Here is a 22,856-nt window from a genome sequence, read left to right as displayed (position 1 = left end):
AGTACATCAGGAAATATAGGACGAGGGATAGCCTGAAAGCTATTCTACGTGATTTTATTATTTTAAAGTTAACAGGTTACAGATTGTATTAAGGGTCTGACTAACATAGCCCTGAGTGGGCAGTGGTTTCAACCACCGGGATGTTGTAACTGGAAATATCATTTGGGCTAAAACTTGAAATAAATTGGTTATTTACCAGGAACGTGGCATAGTCAAATGGGAGTCCGAATATATGTTTAAAATCCTCGGTGGGAGCATCCCTGTAAGCCCTACTGCTGGGTCTACTGTTGGCTTCAATTAACCACAGGATACCTTTTTCGTCTATGGCTATATCAAAACCTATTTCTCCTAAGGGCCCAAAAAAGTTCTCCATCGCATCAGCTGCATTAACAGTAAATACGGTTAATTTATCCCAGGACAATCCCGGGTGAAGCAATTCCTCCCGGGGAGATGAAAAGATGTCTGTGGCACCGGCAGAGAAGTTTGTAACCACTGCTTTTGGCTGTGCAATTCGATAGTTCAAGGCAGATATGACCCATTTATTGTAGATGTTTTTTTGAACTAAAATTCGCATATCGAAAGGAGAATTATTCATTTTAGCTAAAATTATTCCCTGCTGCAAAATGATATCTCTGCCCAGGGTTTTATAGATAAATGATAATAACCTGCTTAGCTTATTGAATCTCCAGCTTTCTATCTCAGCACATCCTCTTTGGCAGATATAGTGTTGTTTATATTTTTGAATGCGCAGTACTTTTTTACCGTTTCTGCTAAAATTGTGTTTAACAAAACAACTGCTGTATTTTTTAAGAAATCGTTTAAGGGCTGCTGAAGAAAACAATGTAGTCTCCGGCATGTAACCATTAGTATCTTCATTGGAGTTTAAAGCCAAAAATGTTTCCCACTTTCTAAAGGTTCGAGTATTATTTATCCATAGGAGGGATTTTACTTTCTCCTTGTGAGAAAAACTGTATATGGTGCCAGGGCCCGGATAAGACCCCCGGTCAAAAATAACCTGTGGAACAGGAACCTTGCTATTCATCCATTCTTTTGTGTTCGGATTAAGACTGTATGCGTTAATCAGGTTATTTTTCCAGTCAACTTTTTTCAGGTAAAAGCAGTAGAGCAGGATACCTTTTTCAAGAGCTACAAGAGCTCTTTTTTTTATTAAAGTATTTTCATTTATGTTTTTCCATGATTTTCTTGACAATGTCAATCCTATGCTGAGGCCTAAAACTAAATTAATCTTTGAACAAAAAACAAGCTGCAGCGGTTCTCCCTGGTAAAATGAAAATTTTAGTAATACTTCTGGTGATAAATAAATTATCTCTGGAGAATTGTCAAAACTTTGTTTTTCTGTCTTAACAAGAACTTTAACTGATCCTACCTGCAAGGTTATAAATCCTGTAGGGGGGATTTTTAACATAGAAAACTGATAGCTATTGAGATATATACATTTTCTTTTAGAACCCTGTTCAAAGAGTTTTAGTCTAAAAATCATTCTTAACCCCATTTGTAAGAGGCTCCTTTAAAATATTCTTGTTTAAAGAAATAATTAAGTATTTTTTTACCGTGAGACAATGAACTTAGGTTAAATCTCTCACTCAGGTTACCGTATGATTATACGCTATGAGTAAAGCCATGATTATGTGTATGGTAATGTAAAAAAATATGCTGGAGGGTAGATATTCATGTGTATCATTTTACTTAGTTAATCCGTATAATGAATAAACTTTAGTAGAAAGCAGGTTAAAAAATGCGTCAGGATCAAAATAAAAATACTATCCCCGGCTTTGACCTGGGCCGTCAGAATTGCATTTTGCATAACGATTTAATTGAATGTATTTCCGGAATTATAAAAAACGGTAAATTTATTCTCGGTGAAAATGTTGAGTTATTGGAAAAAAACATATCCCGTTACTGTGGAGCAGCTTATGGGATAGGAGTAGCCAGCGGCAGCGATGCGCTTTACCTGTCATTATCTGCTCTGGAGATAGGCCCTGGTGATGAAGTCATAACAACACCATTTAGTTTTTTTGCTACTGCGGGGTCCATTAGCAGGGTTGGAGCTAAGCCGGTGTTTGTGGACATAAATCCAGAAACCTTTAACATTGATGTAAATTTAATAGAAAAGAAAATTAACCGAAAAACCAGGGCTATTATTCCCGTTCATTTATACGGCTGCCCGGCTGATATGAAGGAGATTTTCAGCATAACGGAAAGCCATAATATAAAAATTATTGAAGATGCGGCTCAGGCATTAGGAGCCAGCTACAATAAACACAGAACGGGTTCCCTGGGGGATACCGGCTGTTTCAGCTTTTTCCCAACAAAGAACCTGGGTTCTTTTGGCGATGGAGGTATGATTGTTACAAATAACATAGAACTGGCAGAAAAGATAAGGTTGCTCAGGGTTCATGGCTCGAAGAAAAAGTATTTTCACGACTTTTTAGGATTTAACAGCAGGTTGGATGAACTGCAGGCGGCAGTTCTTAATGTTAAGTTCAAGTATCTTGAACAATGGACTAAGAGACGAAGGGTGATTGCAAGGTTATATAATGTTCTATTGAAAGAACAAATAGACAAAGGAAGAATACATGTTAAACTTCCCCTTGAGCCTGACAACGCACTTCATGTATACCACCAATATACGATTCAAACCCAACGTCGAAATCAACTGCAGCGGTATTTGCATGAACGTGGAATCGGTTCAACAGTTTATTATCCATCTCCACTGCATTTACAAAAGGCATTTTCTTTCCTGGGGCATAAACATGGGGATTATCCTGTTTCTGAAAGAGCATGCAGCGAAGTTTTGTCACTGCCTGTCTATCCCGAACTAACTGATGAGGAAGTAATTCGTGTGGTAGAAGCAGTGGTGGATTTTTTTTAATCAAGTTTATATTCATTAATTATCTTAACAATTAAAGCATAGCGACATCGGGATTTGAGAAGGTTCAACTCAGCGTTATCATAAGATTATAAAGGGATTCAGGTAGGGGAGTGATTATGAGACATTTATTAAAAGAAATGATAATAAATAAAGATGTAAGAGTGTGTGTATTGGGATTGGGGTACGTGGGGCTGCCATTAGCTGTAGAATTAGCAAAGATTGGATATCTTACAATCGGAATAGACAAAAACATAGACCGTGTCGAACAAGTAAAACAGGGTTACCATTATGTTTCGGGAAAAAATGACGAAGAACTGAAACAATTAGTTCAACAGGGAAAGCTTAATGTGTTCAGCAGTCTGCCAACAGGGATGGATATGGATGTTATTGTTATTTGTGTGCCTACATCATTAACCAAAAATTTAACTCCAGATCTGCAGCATGTCCGCAGTGCTTCTGAAGAAATAAGCAAAATAATAAAACCAGGACAGCTGATATGCCTGGAATCCACTGTATATCCTGGGACTACCGAAGATGTGGTTCTGCCTGTTCTGGAAAGTACCGGGTTACAAGTGGAAAAAGATTTTTTTCTATGTCACTCTCCGGAAAGAGTTGACCCCGGTAATAAAACTTATACTACAGAAAATACAAATAAAATTGTGGGTGGGATTGGCCCTCATTCACTGGATTTAGGCTTGTGCTTTTATGAACAAACCATCAGTCATGTAGTGCCGGTTACAGATGTTAAAGCAGCAGAATTGGCCAAAATTTATGAAAATACTTTTCGTGCGGTAAATATAGCTTTAGCAAACGAATTTGCTCTACTGTGCGACAAGATGAAAATATGTGTGTGGGATGTTCTTGAGGCAGCCTTTACAAAACCCTTTGGTATCATGCCATTTTACCCGGGACCAGGAGTGGGAGGGCACTGTATACCAATAGACCCTCATTATATTGAATGGAAAGCCAGGGAGTACAATTTTTTAACAAGGTTTATTAACATTGCGGGTGAAATAAATCGCAAAATGCCCGAACATGTAAGGGAAATAATCATACGTACTTTAAATAATAACGGCCTGGCTCCCTCCTGTTCTAAAATATTGATTCTAGGTATGTCATATAAAAAAGATGTAAATGATTCCAGGGAATCACCTGCTGTTTGTTTGGCTGAGCTGCTTCTTAAGGATGGAATAGAGCTTATGTACCATGACCCTTTTGTAAGTGAAGTGACGTTATCTACAAAAAAAATATACTCCGTTCCATTGTGCGGTAGGGTTGTTAATGATGTTGACATAGTTTTAATTATCACGGACCATTCTACCATTGATTATCATTGGTTAGTGAATAATGCCCGAACAATTGTGGATACAAGAAATGCAACGAAAGGGATTCCAGGGCGGGAAAAAAAGGTTGTTCTGATATGAAGAAATTTAAAATTGGTATTATTGGAGCAGGAAATTGGGGTGCTAATTATGTTAGAATACTATCTAAATTGGGATTTTTAGGTGCAGTGGCTGACTCAAGAGAGTCAATTACAAAGGATTTTAAAAAAAAATATCCTGACGTATTGATAACGGAAAATTACTTGGAAATATTAAAGGATTCTTTCATTAATGGTGTTGTAGTGGCTTCTCCCGCACATACTCATTATGAGATAGTAAAAAATTGTTTAAAAGTCGGTAAAGACGTGCTGGTGGAGAAGCCAATGACCTTATGTGTACAGGATGCCCGGGAGCTGGCAGCAATTGCTGAAAGTATGGATAAAATTCTTATGGTAGGGCACCTTCTGCTGTATAAACCTGCTGTGAAAAAAATGATTGAGTGTGTTCGCAAACAAGTAATTGGGGAGATTTATTTCGTTGAAATGAACAGGCTTAAGCTGGGTAAAGTCCGAAGCAGAGAGAATGTCCTTTGGAGCTTTGCCCCTCATGATATTGCAGTCCTGCTGTCGTTAGTTGATTCTGAGGTAGAACAGGTTACGTCAGTAGGTACCTCCGCGATCCAGTCAATGGTGGAGGACGATGTATATCTTCACATTAAATTTAAAAATGGAGTGAAGGCCAGTGTTCATCTTTCATGGTTGTGGCCCTGTGACCAGCGGAAAACAATAATTGTGGGTTCCAGGGGAATGATTTGTTATGAGGAGAATATAGAAAAATTAACTATATATCGAAAAGGAATAAGTAATGACTTAACTATTTGGGATGAAGGTAATGAAGTACTGGAGTTTGATAAAATTGACGTTTTGGAAATAGAAGTGCTGCATTTTATAGAATGCATAGAAAAGAGAATTATACCTGATACGGAAGGAAAAAGCGGAGCCCGTGTAATAAAATTATTAACGGATGCAGAAGCCCAGTTAAAAAAGCCTCCCTGGTAGTAGGCTTAAGTGAACTCGTTTCAGCAGCTGAAACATCGAAGAATCAGGTGGAGACTCTACTCCACCTGATTAATACCCCTACCTACGTTAACGCTTAGAGGTGGGGGTATTATTAAAGACCTCCATACAACAGATTAGTGTATGGAGGTTTAATTTTTAGGGGTTTATTTTAAAGATACAACAGCCCGCGGGATATCTTCTTTTCTTATCAGCAATAATAAAAAGCTTAATTATATAATTTCATGATCATTATTATTATGATATGATTTGCTGCAGTTTTTTTCTATTTGGTTGTAAAGTTTGTGAATAGCGGCTATCGTTTCGTTTTGGAATAAAATTTTAAGCCTGATTTTGGTTGTGTTATTAATTATATCATCATCTATCTTGATTATATCTTGTAGTCTGAAATTATACTTTTGCTCGGCAGCACTTTTTTGTATAATTAGTAATTTTTCGGATAGGCCGAAGTTACATTTATGAATTAACTGTTTTTCTATAGTGGATAAATATGCGCCTATTATTGACTTATCATCCACGGTGAAAAGACTGCTGGCAAATGTACGAATAATTATATTATATAATTCCAGCACATAGCTTTCTTGATTTCCCAGGATATTTCTATCAAATGGATAATTCAAAAAAAATGAAATAGGAAAAATATTAACCAGTTCAAGCTGGTTATCTTCCAATACTTTTTCTACATATTCTTTGTTACGAATTACTGCATGGTCGGCTGTGCTTCTTGTATTGATTACACTTATCGGGTCCATCAGTACACAGAGCCCATTGTCATCCAGGTGGGCGGCAATATTGCTGATTGCTTTCTCATAATTTTTTTCGTTGGTAATATGAAGCAGCACATCTGCAGCCAAAATCAAGTCGTGTTTTCCTTCAAAATTACTGCGTTTGCATATATCTCCTTGTTTGAAATGGTAGCACTTATATTTTTTACTTAACTCGACAACTGATTTTTTAACAATGTCTACAGCATAATACTGTTTAATCTTTTTTTGATGAAAAAAATCAGTAAATATTCCTGTCCCAGGGCCTAGTTCCATAACTCTTATATTGTCAATTTTTTTAAAGCAAAGATTTAAAACGTTATCCAATATATCAATCCTGTTTTTATACAGTAACCTATTATGAATTTCCCCCAGCCCAATATTACCTACACCTTGAATATTAAAACGAGAGTTAAGCCTGTTTTCCCAATAAGTTTTATAATTAAACTCTTCCCTTTCGCATTTAATTGTTTGATTGATGAGAGAGACTATTGTATTTACCTGTTTTTCTAATGAATAATTTTTTTCAATGAAGCTTTTATATTCAATGGAACTATATTTCTGTTCAGTTACCATTTCGAAAGCTTCTTCTACGGTATTCCATAGATATCTTTTGGGATAAATATTTTGGGCTCCGGCAAAATTATGAATTACCGGCTTAATCCCTTTCGACATCGCCTGCATGATACTCATATTCTGGGACTCTAAAACACTGGTATTCAATACGAAATTCTTATCGTTTAACCAGTTATCCAGGTCATTTTGCCAACCCTGGAAAAAGAAATTATTTTCAATATTTAGTTCTTTAATCATTTGCTGGTAGTATAAGTAGTATCGGTGATCTTGAAACTGCCCTGCAATATACAATTTGTATCTGCTATCTCTATCAAAGAGATATTTAAAAGCCTGAAGCAGCAGCATAGGCCCTTTTTTATAATTTATATAACCGATATATGCAATATTGAATCCAGGGTTCCTTGTATTAAATGTCCACTTGTTCATGTTGACTCCGTTTGGAATTACAGCAGTTTTTTCATCGAGGATACGATATTTTTTTACCACTATGTTTTTAATATGCTCTGCAATAAAAATTACCTTATCAACGTTATTCCAGTTAACCTTGCCCGGGTACTGAGTAAATGCTTCATAACTGTGCAATCTGCATACTATTTTTTTATTCTTTGCCAGAGGCAGCTTGCTACCATATAATAACAATTTATCGCACCATTCGAACCAGCAAAGATCCCCCCATTCCATCCACTTATCTATAAGGGGAAAATCATCATCCTTTTTAATTACTATTTTACGAACCGAGTAAAGTTGGGATAATTGACTGATAAGATCATGTAAAAAAGAGTCTGCGCCCTGATAGACAAAAAAGACAATTTTATAATTAATATATTCCAACTGACTGCTGATGTTTTCAATAGCGTTTGAACTTTCCATAAAACCACACCCCTTAGGTACATAGTAATTGTTTCAAATAATACCTGTTAATTATCAGGTATTATTTTTTTATTCGATAGATCAACATTATGTGCGGATTACTAAGGGTGCAGGATTAATTTATTCATTCATCATCATCATCATTGATATATTACAGTATTCAGTATATTGCAGAAACCAGTAAGTAACAATACATTACCTTAGAGCATAAACTTTAATAATATCAAATGTATGTATAAGAGCAATTATTGTATTGGAGGTGATAATTGTTATTGATTCATCAGGTGTTTTTTATATCTATAAATGTATTACCATAAAAGGGGTGAAGCAGGTTGTCCTTTAATGACCTTATTATTAATGGAGGGTTTGAAACCGGTTCCTTCCCACCGTGGGTTACGCTAAATGCAGTCATAACAACTCAATTTAACCATTCTGGGTTTTTTGCCGCACGATTAACTGGTGGAACTGTTAATTCATTTGTTTATCAAATTGTGCCTGTAAACGAAGGTGAAAGTTTTGAGATAATTGTGTCCTTATCAAAAGTGGGAACAGCCTCCGGTGCACCAGTATCAATATCGATTCCAACTTATGATGCAGGGTTTAATTTTGTCGGGTACATTCTTATTACAAATATTGCGCCTAATCGTCTCACAGGTGTAGACGGAAGAGACTGGCTGGAAATATATCAGACTACTGATCCCGTACCTGCAGGTGCAACTCAGGCCCTTGTACTTGTAAACAAACTATCTTTAGCAGATACTGCTGATGTTATTGTAGATGATGTGTCTTTATTAGTTGTTGAAGGTGTACAAGGACCCACAGGCCCCACAGGCGCCACGGGAGTAACGGGCGCCACGGGTGCAACCGGAGTAACAGGAGCAACGGGTGCAACAGGAGCCACGGGAGTAACGGGTGCAACAGGAGCCACGGGAGTAACGGGAGCCACGGGCGCAACAGGAGTCACAGGACCTACGGGCGCAACAGGAGTAACAGGAGCCACGGGAGCAACGGGTGCAACAGGAGTCACGGGCGCAACAGGAGTAACAGGAGCCACGGGTGCAACAGGAGTAACAGGAGCCACGGGTGCAACAGGAGTAACAGGAGCCACGGGTGCAACAGGAGCCACCGGAGTAACGGGAGTAACAGGAGTAACGGGCGCCACGGGAGTAACGGGAGCCACAGGAGCCACAGGAGTAACAGGAGCAACAGGAGTAACAGGAGCCACAGGAGCCACAGGAGTAACAGGAGCAACAGGAGTAACAGGAGCCACGGGAGTAACGGGAGCCACAGGAGTAACAGGAGCCACGGGAGTAACGGGAGCCACAGGCGCAACAGGCGCAACAGGAGCCACGGGTGCAACAGGCGCAACAGGAGCCACGGGTGCAACAGGCGCAACAGGAGCAACGGGGACAGTTGAGGATGTGGTCATTGAAGGTGTTGGACCAAGTGTAAGTTCACAGTTTGACGAATTGCGCACAGCAGAGAGAACGGCTCTTGTTGAATTGACATCTGTATATGGTTTATCCGATTTACGTGACCATGTAGAAACTACAGGAGCAGGAACGGTTACAAATACAACAGTTGAATATCAGGTAAGTACCACAACAGGTGCTGATGATAGTGCCACATTGGACAGCGTGGAAAGAGGAAGATATATGCCCGGGTTTGCAGGCGAAGCGGGAATCGGTGTGCGTATCCCTGCACCACCAACAGAAAATCAGGTGTATCGTTGGGGAATGGTTGATGATGAAAATGGCGCTTACTTTGGTCAAAGTGTGGCAGACGGAATATTTGTTGCCATAAGACGTGCCGGCGTTGAAACCATCATTCCACAAACAGCCTGGAATATTGATCCACTGGATGGCACAGGTCCCAGCGGTATTACGCTTGATCCGGCACTTGGAAATATCTATCAAATTGTTTTCTCCTGGTATGGATATGGTGTCATCGAATTTAACGTAGTTGTGCAGAATCCAGTTACACTTGCTCAGGAAGTTATTACAGTAAATCGATATAGGCCAGCTAATGAAACAAGTCTTGCAGATCCCAATTTACCTCTCCGAGCCCAAATAGAAAATAATGGGGCAACAGATGAAGCCCGAGACCTGTTTGTAGGAGGTAGAGAATACAACATTATCGGTGATTTTAATCCTGAATTCAGAATTACTTCAGACCGAAGAAACGAAACAGTAGGTATTGCAGGTTTGCCGGTATTATCCTTTCAGAGAAAAGCTATTTTCCCTGCCGGATCTGCCAGGCCTAATTCTGTGAGTGTTACCCTTGAAGGGGTGGATATTGTCACAGGTTCAGATATCTACTTCCAGGTTATTGTGAATGGATCGCTTAATACACCATTTTCTAACTTCCCAACGTTGAATACAGCTATCCCAGATAATGAGACAGCGCTATTAGTGAACAATACAGCTACAACTATAACTGGAGGGCAAGTGGTTTATCAAGGTGTTGCTGCAGGAGTAATGGGAGCAGCTAGAAACCTGGCTACAGCAGCTCTGCTCAAGTTTGAACTTCCTGATCAGCAGCCTGTGTCATTGGTAATTGGAACCTTCAGTGGTACTTCAGCTGTATCTGCTGTATTCCGGGTAACGGAAGAGTGGTAATTAAATAAGGGTGTGGTTGTGGTCGCACCCTTTTTTCCTTAGATTATGGTCATGGAAATTTGATGTTGAAAGGAGTTTTAATATGGCTATCATTGAAGGGGTTGGCCCAAATGTCAGTTCCCAGTTTGATGAACTGCGTACGGCAAAAAGATTTGCCGTTATTGAATTAAAATCTGTATATGGTTTGTCTCAGCTGCGGGATATTGTAGAGACTACCGGAGCAGGTTCAGTTACCAATACAACTGTTGAATTTCAGGTAAGTACTACTGCCGATGGAATAGATTCTGCCACTTTGGACAGTGCTGAGAGAGGCAGATATATGCCTGGTTTCGCTGGCCAGGCCGGCATAGGGGTAAGAATTCCAGCCTCTCCCACAGGAGATCAAGTATTCCGATGGGGAATGTTCGACGATGAGAATGGAGCTTTCTTTGGCCAAAGTACAGCAGACGGAATATTCGTTGCCATAAGACGTGCCGGTATTGATACCATCATCCCGCAAACAGCCTGGAATGTTGATCCACTGGACGGCACAGGCCCCAGCGGCATTACGTTGGACCTGGCATTAGGGAGTATATTTCAGGTTACTTTCTCCTGGTATGGATATGGCGTCATCGAATTTAATGTTGTTGTACAGAATCCATTTACCCTTGCGCAAGAAGTTGTAACCGTAAATCGTTTTAGACCTGCCAATGAAACCAGTTTTGCAGACCCCAATTTACCCCTGCGAGCCCAAATAGAAAATAATGGAACGGCATCTGCTTCAGACTTATTTGTAGGTGGGAGGCAGTACAGCATAATTGGGAACTTTAATCCTGAATTTAGAATTACATCTGAACGCAGAACTGTTACAGTACCAACGGCAGGATTACCTGTAATATCTTTCCAGAGAAAACCAATCTTTCCTACTGGTTCAGCACGACCCAACTCAGTAAGTGTCAGCCTGGAGGGGATAGATATTGTTACGTCAGCAGATGTATTTTTTCAAATTATTATTGGAGGGGCCCTGAATACAGCATTTACCAATTTTCCAACATTAACAACAAATATACCTGGTAACGAGACAGGTTTGATGGTAAATAATGACGCTACAACAATTACCGGAGGTGAAGTGGTGTTTCAAGGGGTAGCCTCCGGTGTACCAGGCGCAGCTAATCGGGATCTGGCTACTGCAGTTCTGCTGGATTTTGAACTTCCCGATCAAGAACCTGTATCCCTGGTTATTGGGACATTCACCGGTACTTCTTCTGTCTCGGCAGTCTTCCGGGTAACTGAGGAATGGTAATGCAGCAACAAACGCTGCACAACGATCCCTTTGTTTAATATCAAGATAGTTATATATAATTACCGGAGCGCAGGTTGTTTATAAGGCTAATCAAAAATTGTATAAAATTCTAAAAAAGCTAGTTCGGAATTATTTATAGGGTGAAGTTAATATGATTCTATTGAGAGACAAATATTTGTCAACAGGTTTTATGCAAGGGATTACTCAAATACAGGACGCAGTATTCGAGTATTCCCAGAGAGTGTGTAATCCAGGATGTCTTCCGTAAGGTAGGCACCCTGGATTAAACTGCTTAACTAAAAATGGGAAGGAGTAACGATATGATCACTATTAGTCTGTGTATGATAGTAAAAAACGAGGAAGAGTTACTGGCCCGCTGTTTAGATACAGCTAAAGATATTGTCGATGAAATAAATATTGTTGATACCGGTTCCACGGATAAGACAAAGGAGATTGCTAAACAATATACGGATCGGATTTTTGATTTTCCGTGGATTGATAATTTTGCAGCAGCCAGAAATGAATCCTTTAAATATGCTACCAAAGATTATATTTTATACCTGGATGCTGATGATGTTATCTTAGAAGAAGATCGGGTTAAATTTAAAAAGCTTAAAGAAACCTTGGATCCCTCAGTAGACTCGGTTTCTATGTATTATAATGCTGGTTCTGATGAGTACGGTAATGTTACTTTAAGATACCGCCGTAATCGACTGATTAAGAGGGAAAAAAACTATGAATGGCGGGGAGATTGTCATCAATACTTAGATGTTCACGGCAAGATAATTAATTCAGATATCGCCATTACCCATAAAAAAATCCGTCATGCTGTTGGTCGAACTATATCAATATACGAAAAAAAGATAGCACGGGGGGATATTTTTTCACCAAGGGACTATTTTTATTATGGCAATGAATTAAGAGAAAATGGTCATTATGAAAAAGCCATAGAAAGCTATGATAAAAATCTCTCAATGCCAGAAGGTTGGATAGAAGATAAAATCTTTGCTTGTATCTTTAAAGGAGACTGTTACCGTCATTTGGGAGATCTAAAGAATGAAAATTTTTCTTTGTTTCAATCTTTTCAATATTCATCTCCCAGAGCAGAGGCATGCTCCCGTATAGGTTATAATTTTCATCGGCAAAAGAATTATAAGACGGCTATTTTCTGGTATGAATTGGCTATCCAACAAGAACCAGATCCAGAGCGTTGGAGTTTTATTTATCCAGCTTATTATACATGGTACCCTCATCTGCAGTTATGTGTTTGTTATTATAATTTGGGGGATTATCAAAAAGCTTATTATCATAATGAACAGGCCAGAAAGTATAGACTAGAAGATAATAGCGTGCAGCATAATAAAAAATTACTTGAGGGTTTACTAAAAACTGATAAGACCTGAAAGTAACTCCTATTTTTATCGAAAATTAGAAGAAAGTAGTTCTAGGCCTTATCAGTGCTAAAACACGCAGTATTGCAGAATATTTAAAATATAAATTATGTTCATTCCCGCCTGTTTCATTTTACAGCAGGCGGGTAATATTATGACTTGGCTCATTGTTCAATTAAATAGTATCTGTGATTACATAAGGATAATCATATTGATTTGTATTATTATTTTTGTTTTTTATTTTTATATATATTCCATGGTTAGATTTTATTTTCTTACGACATATCTTATAATATTCTGTCACGTTTATAACAATTTCTTCCTGTCCAGGACTGGTTTTAAGAAACTTTTGGGTTTTGGAAAGCCGGGGTAAGCTTCCCTCTTTTAGAGATTTTTCATTCCATTGTGTTTTAATTTCCTTTACATAAATTTTAGTGGATGTTGGAAGCTTAGGGAGGGGTAAGTGAAGATTCATATTAGTTATTTTCATATCCCTGGGAATGACCTTTAAATTAAAAGAAACAAAAAGTTCATTTCTTTTTACAAAAAATCTGTTGGGGATAAAAAACATTTTTTTCTCCAGCGAACTCAAATTATATCAGCTCCTTATTTCAGAAATATATCCCGATGCTGCCCACAAAGCAGTGGCAGCATTGGAAGAATGAATATATGACAGTAGAACCGTTTCCTTGTCTTATTTGTTTATAAAACAGCGGCACCATCGTCTTAGGATAAATTTCTGTAAATGGATAACAATTTTTTTACTACTACTTGTCTGGAATGATATTTTCGTACATACTTTCTTCCTTCAATTCCTAAACTTTTTCTTTTGCCAGGATTTTCTATTAAAAATATTAGTTTTTCTATAATGTTGTTAGGATTTCCGTTTACTATGGGTAATGGTATTTCCGTTGGAAATTTATCTATTATGTCTGGACGGATATAGGCAATTACCGGTTTCCCGAGAGCCATAGATTCAACACATAAAAGACCGTAAGAACCACAAAGGATTTGATCCACAATTATATCTGCCTTTCGATATAAACTAATTGCTTTGGCATGACTCATTTTTTCTATACGTATATATTTGAAATTGTAATAAGGCTTTAACTGGTTAATTGCTTCTTCAATGTAGGTGGTTCCTTTAAAATCAGGATTGGTGGGTGCATGTAAAATTAAGGGCTGCTTAGTATTTTCATTGGGGTATTCTGGGATGAATTTACGAAGGTCAATGGCCAGGGGCAAAACATGGACTTTTTTATAATATGGCTCAACATAAGGTAGGACCTCGTAGTCCTGTACTATAGCTTCAGAGATATATTGTGAAATATTTTTTAAATTCTTATGAATTACGTTATCAGGGGGAGAATCTCCTGTATAAACATAAGGATTGTTTATTCGGGCTAAATTATGAAAGCGTACATCATTGCCCCAGTGGTGCATAATCATTTTTTTACCCCTGGCTTTATTTATTTTTAAGTCTTTAAATTGTCCATACATTGAAACTCCATAATGGTAATGAAACACATCAAAAAAATTTAAGATATGTTTGGACATTTTTTGTATTTCAAATAGGTCAGTATTAATAAGATGGTCCTGATACCCTAAATAAGTATGAAACGTATTATACCCGGCAGCTAAATGTCCTCTTTCTTTTAAAGCCCCACAGAGTATTCCCATTTGTCCGGCTATTTCTATTACTCCTTGAAAAATTTTCATTTATCCTCTAACCTTTCATCCATTGGAAAGTTTTTAACAGTCCTTCATGAAGATTATATTGGGGTTTCCAGTTAAGCTCTTTTTGAATCTTTTTAGCATCTATGTTTCGTCTTGCGACAATATCAATCTGTCTTTTTGGCCTAAACTCAATAGTGCCTTTAGTAAACCCTGTAATATATTTAATTTTTTCTGCCAGTTCTATAATATTTGTTTCTACTCCCATTCCTACATTGTATATCTGTCCAATTGCCTTTTCTTTTACAGCAGAAAGCAGTAAAGCATCTAATGCATCCTCTATATAGGTAAAATCCCGAGTTTGCTGTCCATCCATATAAACCATAAGGGGCTGTTTTTTTTGAGCGGCTTCAAAAAATTTGGCTACCACACCGCAGTAGGGATTTGATGTGGTTTGCCCGGGGCCATATACGTTTGATAAGCGCAGAACAGTAGTGGGAAGTTGATACATATGGTTATAGACATCACAATAATGTTCGCTAGAGAATTTGCTTGCGGCATAAGGAAGGCTTATTTTATAATAAGTTTCCGGAGTAGGCAGAATAGAAGCATCGCTGTAAATTGATGCTGTAGAAGTATATACGAATCTTTTTAAATCGGGACAATGTGATTTGGCACACTGCAGCATCACAAATCCACCAAAAAGATTTGTTTGAAAATCTTTTTCCAGGTCTCGTACAGATTGTAAAAGGTTTGAACAGGCTAAATGAAAGATGTGTTTTACTTTAGGCATTATTTCAAATAAGAGTTTTTTATTGGTAATACAGTCATGATGAAAAGTAATTTTTTCTGATACGGGAACTGCATTTTTTTGCCCGGTAGACAAATCATCAATAATATAGATGTGCCGGCATAAGGGAAGCAGTTTTTTAATAAGTTGTGAACCGATAAAACCAGCGCCGCCGGTGACTAATATATTTTCAAAGATGGATGATGTATTAGTATAATTCAAAAATTCACCCCTCACATTAATTAAGTAACGACTCAGCCATAGGCCAAACCTCACGTAAACGTTGGACGTAAGTGTGGCTTTTCAATATTTTACGACGGGCATTATTACCAATATATTGTCTTAAATCCGGTCGATTCAGGTAATAAGTTACTAGTTCAACAGTTTCCTGGGGGCAACTGGTTAGAACGACCTCTTTGTTAGTGAACAGTTCTTTAATTGCTTTAGTTCGGCTGGCAATCATAAAAGCACCGGTTCCTAAGATCTCAAATGTCCGCTGGGTAACCTGGTCTTCGGCATTTTGAATACCTAAAACGACTTTAGAGGAACGGTAAACACCGGCTGACTTTTTATATGCCAGGTGTCCGTGAAGCCATCCATCAGGTATGGTTTCCCCAAATTCTTTCTTAATATATGATTGTTGTTTGCGCCATCCAATACCCCATATATGGGTTTTTATGTTTTCCCTGACCAGGGGGAATAGAAGATGCCTGAGGCTTTCAAATCGGTATGTTTCCTTAAAGAAGTGAGTGGAACCAACCAGGGATATGTTATATTTTTTTTTCTGTTTACTTTTCTTAGGCAGAAAAACTCTCGGATTGCAGGCAAAATTTAAATAACTGGCGGAAATACCTAATTTCTCATACTTCGCTACGCAAGAAGGATGGATGGTCCAAATCAAATCAGGCTTAGCCCTTTGGACAGCCTGAAGAGACCAGTCTGTATGGTTTATCAGGTCTTCTGTTGCCCAATAAATATGGAAAAGTTGGTATTTATGGCATAAGCCAGGGAGCAAATCCAGAAATCCTCCAAACAGCTTTCGATTAAAACCAACAGTTATTAATATTTTTGGTTTGAAATATGCAATTCCCTTTTCAACTTCTTGAGGCGACCAGGAGGATTGAAAGTATATTTTATGGCCTAGTTGAGCTAAAGAGTCTCCCAGGCTGTTAATACAGTACGATCGGTGGTCTAACATAAATATTTTGTATTTCTGCAATGATTTCACCTCTGGAGGGGTTGATTTCTTCATATGAATGAACTTTTTTTAAAAACAAGAGAAATGCAAAAAAAAGCTAATCAATACTCAAATTATTGAAAACATCCATATAAATTTGATAGCTATTTGTATATTCTATGCAAAGGTTACTGAAAGAGTAATTAATAAAAGGGATTTATTTTTTATGATTTTATGGCAGGACTATTAGGAGGCTTTGTTTAAAGTAAAGGTTTGTATATAAACGGGGTCCTCCATGTTTTAAAATTTAAAACATGGAGGAAATTGCAGAAAATAGGAAGAGGTAAATCGGCATAAAACTTTAAAAATTATTTTTTTTTAATTTATCTCTTAAGTCACTATCTAGCAAGTGCGTAATCCCAGCAACTCTTTTAACTTCTAAAACAAAAGTTATGCCCTTGCCAGGCTTATTAAGTTCTGCTTCCTGAATAACTGTATCAAGAACTTTATCTGTCATTTCTCTAGGAACCAATGTCAAAATTATTTCTTTTTCAGGCTCTATAGTTATGCCAAAAAGCTTAGCTTTTTCATGAATTCCTGTGCCCCGACCCCCTAAGATAGTTCCACCTTCAGCTCCAGCCTTTTTAGAAGCTTCTACCACCAATTGTGAGCGTCCTTTGTTAACAATCGTAATTATAAGGTCAAATTTTATTTTGCATTCCTTACAATCCTGATAATCGTTTTGTTTATTCATTTCAAAGGCCTCCTTTTAACAAATGGACAATGCCATCGACTTTCTTTAAATCTATTATAAATGTAATACCACTTCCAGGTTTATTGAGTTTGCATTTATTTATAATTTCATTAAAAACTATGTCTTCTATTTCATGTTTAACTACTGTGAAAACTACTTCTCTTTCTTCATCCAAAAATAAACCAAATATTTTTTGAAATTCCTTGACACTGGTACCTTTACTTATTATAGTTGTACCACCTTCAGCACCAGCCTTTTTAGCAGTTTCACATACTTTTTTTGCTTTCCCTTTTTTCACAATAGTTATAATAACACTATGATTCCTCTGTAAGGCTTCGTTCATTTTGCTTCTCCTTTCTATCATATATAAACCCCAAGAGCAATACAGATAATATCGGTATTAAAGCCACCAGGGATATCATGCCAAAGCCCTCAATCAGCGGGTCTCTTCCTTCTATTTGAGAAGCTACCCCTATTGAAAAAGCCATAATAAATGTAACGGTCATAGGGCCTGTAGCTACACCACCAGAATCAAAAGCAATAGAGACAAAATTATCCTTTGATATAAAAGAAGTAGCCAATGCTAACCCATAGCCTGGAACCAGCAAGTACATTAAAGGTATCCCATATATAATTCGAATCATAGCCAGGGCAATAGAAAGTCCTACCCCTAAAGAAAGTGTGACTAATAAGATAATTTGTGGTATATATCCAGAAGAAACCTTTTCAACTTCATTGCTTAATGCCCTTACAGCAGGTTCTGCAAATGTTGCCACGGCTCCTAAAATAAAACCTACTGGAATAACAAACCACTTTCCAGTGCTTTGAACCATACCTTGTCCTAATAATTCTCCAATAGGCAAAAACCCAATGTGAACACCTTGTAGGAAAAAAACTATACCTATAAAGGTTAAAAGAACTCCTTTTATCATATTCATAATTTCTAAACGAGGCAGCTTTAGGTAAACTATTTGAAAAAAAGTAAAGAATAAAACCAAAGGTAGTAAGGCTATTGATACTTCCTTCACTGTATCCCAAAGTCCTTCAAATATAATAACTTCACTCATCCGTAAATCACCCCCAGAATCATCACACCAATCACAGGACCAATTGAAGCTAAAGCAACAAATCCAAAATTATCATGAGAAGATTTTCGGCTGCTCAAAACAGAAGTTACCCCCACACCTAATGCAATAATAAAGGGAGCTGTTAACGGTCCTGTAGTTACCCCTCCTGCATCAAAAGATATAGGCACAAAATAAATAGGTGTAAAAGCTGATAAAATAAAAACACCAATATAACAAACAATAAGTATGTATTTTAGTGATACTCCAAATACTACTTTTATCATGGATAAAGCTACAAATATCCCTACTCCAATAGCTACTGTATAGATCAATACATAATGGGGAATCGCACTATCAGACACTACATCAATTTGTGATGCAAGCACTCTAACATCAGGTTCAGCTGCTGTCACAAGAAAACCTAATAAAAAAGCATAAAAAATAATAAGTCCTAATTTTTTAGTTTGGGGGATGGCATTACCAATGGACTCTCCCATGGGAAGTAAACCAATTCGAATCCCAACAAGAAATAATATAAGGCCAATGGTTACATATATCAGTCCCACTAAAAACTGAAGTATTTCCTCTAAAGGTGAAGATAATACAACTATTTGTAATAAAAAAACCACAATAGTTAAAGGAAGAACAGCTTGTAAAACTTCAATTGATATTTCTTTTAACACTTTCATTTTCTATTGGCCACCTTATTTCTCTTTTGTAGTTATTTATGTTTTCTTTACAGTTCAATTAGCTGCTGCGTAATCAAAGGATTTAAGTATTAACATTACATAATTTATCTTCGTCAATAAAACTTAAAATTCCTTTTTTTAAATGCTACTGCATATAAACTATCCAGGTCGTGGAGGGACAAAGGGGGACGTACCTTGAATGTCAACTATTTTTTATTGATAAATAGATTTGAAAGTCAGCTAATGCCCGGGAGAAAGATTCTTCCAGGTTCGGTCTTCCAGAATCTCCTAGGTTACTAACGAAGTTCACTTAAGTTAATTCAACAGCCTGTTCGCTGGTGATGGTTTCTAGCATGTTTCAGACAGTCATTCCAAGTTTCCTTAACCGTCAGACGTTCAGAATTTTTGAGGTCAGACCCCTCATGGGAGTAACTGGGAGACCGTCAGATTTAAGGTTTCCACCAAGCAGGTGATAAAAAAGAATTTGTTATTCCAATGAAAAGTCCTTGATACAAAGGGCTTTTTTTTTTGACGTTACGGGTTAATCAAATATTCAATTATTCTATATTATCGGACTCATCCTATCCCAGGTAATTTGAAAAAAGCAGAGGAACTGAGGCGTTAATAACAGTTTAAGGAAAACTTATCGAGATTTTTTATCACATATTCGCAAGGCAGAAATTTTCACGGTAACTGATTAAAATGGCAGTGGCCCAAGAAACTCAAATGGAAGAAATGAAGCCTGAGTTAATATTGATATCAGAGTAGTATTTATTTCAGGAGCATGTAATATAAAATAAATAAGATATTAAGTAAAATATAATTGACATAGTGCCAAGAATATATTACTATTAGTTTAGAAAAGCAGGTAGTCAGGTAAGATGTGGGGTGATATATTGAGTAAAAATTTAAGACTGAAGTCTGCACGAGCGGCAAAGGATATGTCTCAAAAAGATATCGCCGATGCTGTAGGTGTTACCAGGCAAACGATTAATGCAATTGAAAAAGGAGATTATAATCCAACGATTAATTTATGTATCTCAATATGCAAAGTATTGGACAAATCATTAAATGATTTATTCTGGGAGGATGAATGACTTGAATAAAAAAGGTTTAGACGAAATGCAAATGCAAAGAAAAAATAAAATTGGTAATCAAGCATTTCTTATGCTTCTTTATTTGTTGATGCTTGATGCGGGTCTTCATGGTTATGGATTTAGATGGGTTAATTATCCGGCGAACGTAATGATAATTTTAACCATATGCTCTGGAACTTTTGTTGTACGGTTAATATTAGCAAACGCCTTTGTAGGACCGTCTGCAGAAGAAGAAAAACCATTCTTGAAAGTGCTTCTAACAATGATGTTAGCTATTGTGGTTTCTGCAGCCATTTTGGTTCTTTTAAAGAATGCAAGTTTTAGCAATCCAAATCAGATTGATGAAATGGCTGCACCTATTTTGTTTATTACGGCTGGTGTTGCTATTGTAATTGCAGTAACAACCATCGTAATAAAAAGGATCCAAAACAAGAATGATTCAGAATAAAATCTTCAGATATTTAAGAGAAGATGAATCATAGAATCTTTGCAGCCAAGACGTTTTACACCTCTAAAAGGGCTGACAATGCCGCAATTAGGCATTGTCAGCATGGCTGCCAAAGGGGTTAATGACATTGTTGATAATTGCAACAGCAGCAGGGTTTTCCCCTTTAATTTTAAGAATTTTTTACCGTTGTCAAAGCTAGCAAATGCGGGGTAGAGGGGTGCCTGCCAGGTAGTGCAGGTATTTAGTTCCCCCGAAAAAGGTCTTAAGATATACTTTCCCACTTCCATCTTCCACTTTACCTATGATTTGAGCTTCCTTGCCAAGGGGGTCCTCTCTCAGCAGTTGAACAAGAGCATCTGCCTGGGCGCTTTCCACAATGGTAATAAATTTTCCTTCATTAGCCAGGTAAAGGGGATCTAGACCCAGCATTTCCGCTGTGCTTCTTACCTCCTCTGCTACGGGAACCTGCTCTTCAAAAATTGTAAAATCCAACCTTGAAAATACCGCGATTTCCTTTAACGTGGTAGCCAGCCCTCCCCGGGTGGGGTCCCGCATTATTTTTATCCCTTTAATTTCTTTTAAAGCCTTCTGGATAATGCCATTTAATGGAGCGCAGTCACTCTGCAGCCCTTCTCCCAAACCCAGTTCCTGACGTCGGGTCAGCACTGTCAGGCCGTGGTCTCCTAAAGTACCGTTAATAACGATTTTATCTCCCGGCTTTACAGCTTCATAGCCCAGGACAGCTTCTTCTTCTGACGTTCCGATTCCGGTAGTATTAATAAATATTTTATCCCCATGACCTTTCTCTACCACCTTAGTGTCACCGGCTACGATAACCACCCCTGCTTCTTCAGCAGTCCGGGCCATGGATACCACAACTTCTTCCAGTTCCGAAAGGAGAAGCCCTTCTTCTAGAATAAACCCCACCGTTAAAAATAGGGGCCGGGCTCCACTTACTGCTAAATCATTAACCGTTCCGCAGACCGCCAGTTTTCCAATATCTCCCCCTGGAAAAAAGATTGGAGATACCACAAAGGAATCTGTTGACACCACAATTCCCTTCCCTTCACCAGGGAAATTTAAAAAAACAGAATCTGTCAGCTGGATTAAATAAGGATTTTTAAAATATTTCAAGAAAATATCGTTTACCAGGTTATGGGTTAAAATACCTCCATCTCCATGGGAAAGAATAATTATGTCCGACAAAAAATCACCCTCTATTCTCTAAAATCATAGTGAAAATAAGCGGAACAGGCACCTTCGGAAGATACCATACAGGGGCCAACCGGCCGGGAAGGAGTGCATTCCTTCCCAAACATACCGCAGAATGTAGGAACTATTTTGCCTGTAAGCACCTCTCCACAACGGCATCCCTCTTTATTAAACGGCCTGGATATTTCTACGGGAAAGCGTTTCAAAGCATCGTATTTTTGCAAATTATCCTGCAAAACCAGGGAACTGGCAGGTATTTTCCCCAGTCCTCTCCAGGAACCTTCTGCAGTATCAAAGAACTCCCGGATTACTGTCTGGGCAGTTTTGTTTCCTTCTTCACGGACCAACCGGCTGTATTCATTATCTATCCGGCATTCTCCCCGGTCCATCTGATAAATCAAGTTTTCCAGCGCCCCCAACAGGTCCATGGGTTCAAACCCTGCAATAACCCCTGGAATATTAAATTCCTGGGCTAAAAAGCCAAAGGCTTTTCTTCCAATAACTGCACTGACATGACCGGGAAGAATAAAACCATCTACACCCGGACCCTTGTCATTCAGTAGAGCTCTCAAGGCAGGTATCACCAGCTTATGAACAGAGTATACGGAATAATTCTTTACTCCTAAATCCTCTGCTTCCCGTATACTTAAAGCCACCACCGGAGCCGTGGTTTCAAATCCTATTCCCAAAAAAATCATCTGTTTCCCTGGGTTTCTCAAGGCCCACTGCACTGCATCGGAAGGAGAATAAAATATTTTTACCCAGGCTCCCCGGGCTTTCTCCTGTTCCAGGGAAGTACGGCTTCCCGGGACTCTCACCATATCGCCAAAAGTTCCCAGCACTACATTTTCTAGAGAACTTAACTGAATCATGCGGTCAATGTCCTCTTGATCGGTAACACATACAGGACATCCGGGGCCGCTCCTTAAATCTACTATTTCCTCCAGGGCTTTTCTCAATCCTGTCTTGGAAAAAGCTACTGTATGGGTCCCACAAACCTCCATGAATACCGGCCGTCTTCCCAGCTTTTCTTTCAAACACTTTCCTTTGAGTTTAATTTCCTGAAGCAGCTGGCAGGAAAGCTGCCGGTCTCTGAACTTCAAAAGACTGGCCCTTTCTTCTTTCTCCTGTTTTAAAATCCACCTGGCCATTATTG

20 protein-coding genes are annotated in these 22,856 nt (G+C 38.2%); 8 read left to right on the top strand and 12 right to left on the bottom strand.

Annotated features, from left to right (window positions below; all coding sequences use genetic code 11):
• Positions 1-100: 100 nt before the first annotated feature.
• The gene (locus tag HUE98_RS09480) at positions 101-1,513 is read right to left on the bottom strand and encodes a YheC/YheD family endospore coat-associated protein (protein WP_241420421.1); all 1,413 of its coding nucleotides are present in this window, start codon (positions 1,511-1,513) and stop codon (positions 101-103) included.
• A 243-nt stretch (positions 1,514-1,756) separates the two neighbouring features.
• On the opposite strand from HUE98_RS09480, the gene HUE98_RS09475 reads away from it, so the two are divergent.
• The 3 genes from HUE98_RS09475 to HUE98_RS09465 all read left to right on the top strand — a co-directional run bounded on the left by HUE98_RS09475 (position 1,757) and on the right by HUE98_RS09465 (position 5,273).
• Entirely contained in the window at positions 1,757-2,893 is a 1,137-nt protein-coding gene (locus HUE98_RS09475) for a DegT/DnrJ/EryC1/StrS family aminotransferase (RefSeq protein WP_241420420.1), read from the top strand.
• 116 nt (positions 2,894-3,009) lie between these two features.
• Positions 3,010-4,317, top strand: a complete 1,308-nt coding sequence (locus HUE98_RS09470; RefSeq protein WP_241420419.1) for a nucleotide sugar dehydrogenase — start codon at positions 3,010-3,012, stop codon at positions 4,315-4,317.
• Complete coding sequence (locus HUE98_RS09465; protein ID WP_241420418.1) at positions 4,314-5,273, top strand: Gfo/Idh/MocA family protein; 960 nt, start codon at positions 4,314-4,316, stop codon at positions 5,271-5,273. The genes HUE98_RS09470 and HUE98_RS09465 overlap by 4 nt, the downstream gene beginning before the upstream one ends.
• Before the next feature lie 230 nt (positions 5,274-5,503).
• Here the strand turns inward: HUE98_RS09465 and HUE98_RS09460 are convergent, their stop codons facing one another.
• Positions 5,504-7,501: a glycosyltransferase gene (locus HUE98_RS09460; RefSeq protein WP_241420417.1), complete on the bottom strand. Its 1,998-nt coding sequence runs from the start codon at positions 7,499-7,501 to the stop codon at positions 5,504-5,506.
• 332 nt (positions 7,502-7,833) lie between these two features.
• Between HUE98_RS09460 and HUE98_RS09455 the strand changes: the two genes are divergently transcribed.
• From HUE98_RS09455 to HUE98_RS09445, 3 genes are all read left to right on the top strand, one after another.
• On the top strand, positions 7,834-10,119 hold the full coding sequence (locus tag HUE98_RS09455) for an NTTRR-F1 domain (protein WP_241420416.1): 2,286 nt from the start codon (positions 7,834-7,836) through the stop codon (positions 10,117-10,119).
• 82 nt (positions 10,120-10,201) lie between these two features.
• A complete protein-coding gene (locus HUE98_RS09450; RefSeq protein ID WP_241420415.1) occupies positions 10,202-11,401 on the top strand; it encodes a hypothetical protein in 1,200 nt (399 codons plus the stop codon).
• A gap of 320 nt (positions 11,402-11,721) precedes the next feature.
• Positions 11,722-12,804 (top strand): glycosyltransferase, encoded by a 1,083-nt coding sequence (locus HUE98_RS09445; protein WP_241420414.1) that lies wholly within the window; start codon positions 11,722-11,724, stop codon positions 12,802-12,804.
• 163 nt (positions 12,805-12,967) lie between these two features.
• On the opposite strand, the gene HUE98_RS09440 is transcribed toward HUE98_RS09445, so the two are convergent.
• The 8 genes from HUE98_RS09440 to HUE98_RS09405 form a co-directional block, all read right to left on the bottom strand.
• Complete coding sequence (locus HUE98_RS09440) at positions 12,968-13,282, bottom strand: hypothetical protein (protein ID WP_241420413.1); 315 nt, start codon at positions 13,280-13,282, stop codon at positions 12,968-12,970.
• Between the two features lie 236 nt (positions 13,283-13,518).
• Positions 13,519-14,511, bottom strand: coding sequence for a glycosyltransferase family 4 protein (locus HUE98_RS09435; protein WP_241420412.1), 993 nt, complete (start codon positions 14,509-14,511; stop codon positions 13,519-13,521).
• Positions 14,512-14,518: 7 nt separating this feature from the next.
• Positions 14,519-15,478, bottom strand: a complete 960-nt coding sequence (locus HUE98_RS09430) for an NAD-dependent epimerase/dehydratase family protein (RefSeq protein WP_241420411.1) — start codon at positions 15,476-15,478, stop codon at positions 14,519-14,521.
• Positions 15,479-15,494: 16 nt separating this feature from the next.
• Positions 15,495-16,475 (bottom strand): CgeB family protein, encoded by a 981-nt coding sequence (locus HUE98_RS09425; RefSeq protein ID WP_241420410.1) that lies wholly within the window; start codon positions 16,473-16,475, stop codon positions 15,495-15,497.
• 319 nt (positions 16,476-16,794) lie between these two features.
• Positions 16,795-17,187 carry a P-II family nitrogen regulator gene (locus tag HUE98_RS09420; RefSeq protein WP_241420409.1) on the bottom strand — a complete coding sequence of 131 codons (393 nt, stop codon included), beginning with the start codon at positions 17,185-17,187 and terminating at the stop codon, positions 16,795-16,797.
• Position 17,188: 1 nt separating this feature from the next.
• Entirely contained in the window at positions 17,189-17,530 is a 342-nt protein-coding gene (locus HUE98_RS09415) for a P-II family nitrogen regulator (RefSeq protein WP_241420408.1), read from the bottom strand.
• The gene (locus tag HUE98_RS09410) at positions 17,502-18,254 is read right to left on the bottom strand and encodes a DUF1538 domain-containing protein (RefSeq protein ID WP_241420407.1); all 753 of its coding nucleotides are present in this window, start codon (positions 18,252-18,254) and stop codon (positions 17,502-17,504) included. The genes HUE98_RS09415 and HUE98_RS09410 overlap by 29 nt, the downstream gene beginning before the upstream one ends.
• Positions 18,251-18,943, bottom strand: a complete 693-nt coding sequence (locus HUE98_RS09405; RefSeq protein WP_241420406.1) for a DUF1538 domain-containing protein — start codon at positions 18,941-18,943, stop codon at positions 18,251-18,253. Before HUE98_RS09405 ends, HUE98_RS09410 begins: the two co-directional genes overlap by 4 nt.
• Positions 18,944-19,839: 896 nt before the next feature.
• On the opposite strand from HUE98_RS09405, the gene HUE98_RS09400 reads away from it, so the two are divergent.
• A complete protein-coding gene (locus HUE98_RS09400; protein ID WP_318036490.1) occupies positions 19,840-20,040 on the top strand; it encodes a helix-turn-helix transcriptional regulator in 201 nt (66 codons plus the stop codon).
• A 1-nt stretch (position 20,041) separates the two neighbouring features.
• Positions 20,042-20,488, top strand: a complete 447-nt coding sequence (locus HUE98_RS09395) for a DUF6773 family protein (protein WP_241420404.1) — start codon at positions 20,042-20,044, stop codon at positions 20,486-20,488.
• 195 nt (positions 20,489-20,683) lie between these two features.
• On the opposite strand, the gene hypE is transcribed toward HUE98_RS09395, so the two are convergent.
• Positions 20,684-21,694, bottom strand: a complete 1,011-nt coding sequence (hypE, locus tag HUE98_RS09390) for a hydrogenase expression/formation protein HypE (protein WP_241420403.1) — start codon at positions 21,692-21,694, stop codon at positions 20,684-20,686.
• Between the two features lie 11 nt (positions 21,695-21,705).
• Complete coding sequence (gene hypD / locus HUE98_RS09385; RefSeq protein ID WP_241420402.1) at positions 21,706-22,851, bottom strand: hydrogenase formation protein HypD; 1,146 nt, start codon at positions 22,849-22,851, stop codon at positions 21,706-21,708.
• Positions 22,852-22,856 lie beyond the last annotated feature (5 nt).

This window comes from Candidatus Contubernalis alkalaceticus, assembly GCF_022558445.1.
GTDB classification, from domain to species: Bacteria; Bacillota; Dethiobacteria; order SKNC01; family SKNC01; genus Contubernalis; species Contubernalis alkaliaceticus.
Note: the sequence above shows the minus strand (reverse complement) of the source record. Positions and strands in the feature narration are given on the sequence as shown.

Bases quoted from the DNA above. Each gene is read 5' to 3' on its own strand.
- HUE98_RS09410 (WP_241420407.1), bottom strand. From the start codon at position 18,254: ATGAGTGAAGTTATTATATTTGAAGGACTTTGGGATACAGTGAAGGAA.
- HUE98_RS09475 (WP_241420420.1), top strand. From the start codon at position 1,757: ATGCGTCAGGATCAAAATAAAAATACTATCCCCGGCTTTGACCTGGGC.
- hypD (WP_241420402.1), bottom strand. From the start codon at position 22,851: ATGGCCAGGTGGATTTTAAAACAGGAGAAAGAAGAAAGGGCCAGTCTT.
- HUE98_RS09480 (WP_241420421.1), bottom strand. From the start codon at position 1,513: ATGGGGTTAAGAATGATTTTTAGACTAAAACTCTTTGAACAGGGTTCT.
- HUE98_RS09415 (WP_241420408.1), bottom strand. From the start codon at position 17,530: ATGAACGAAGCCTTACAGAGGAATCATAGTGTTATTATAACTATTGTG.
- HUE98_RS09465 (WP_241420418.1), top strand. From the start codon at position 4,314: ATGAAGAAATTTAAAATTGGTATTATTGGAGCAGGAAATTGGGGTGCT.
- HUE98_RS09405 (WP_241420406.1), bottom strand. From the start codon at position 18,943: ATGAAAGTGTTAAAAGAAATATCAATTGAAGTTTTACAAGCTGTTCTT.
- HUE98_RS09445 (WP_241420414.1), top strand. From the start codon at position 11,722: ATGATCACTATTAGTCTGTGTATGATAGTAAAAAACGAGGAAGAGTTA.
- HUE98_RS09440 (WP_241420413.1), bottom strand. From the start codon at position 13,282: ATGAAAATAACTAATATGAATCTTCACTTACCCCTCCCTAAGCTTCCA.
- HUE98_RS09470 (WP_241420419.1), top strand. From the start codon at position 3,010: ATGAGACATTTATTAAAAGAAATGATAATAAATAAAGATGTAAGAGTG.
- HUE98_RS09420 (WP_241420409.1), bottom strand. From the start codon at position 17,187: ATGAATAAACAAAACGATTATCAGGATTGTAAGGAATGCAAAATAAAA.
- HUE98_RS09460 (WP_241420417.1), bottom strand. From the start codon at position 7,501: ATGGAAAGTTCAAACGCTATTGAAAACATCAGCAGTCAGTTGGAATAT.
- HUE98_RS09450 (WP_241420415.1), top strand. From the start codon at position 10,202: ATGGCTATCATTGAAGGGGTTGGCCCAAATGTCAGTTCCCAGTTTGAT.
- HUE98_RS09435 (WP_241420412.1), bottom strand. From the start codon at position 14,511: ATGAAAATTTTTCAAGGAGTAATAGAAATAGCCGGACAAATGGGAATA.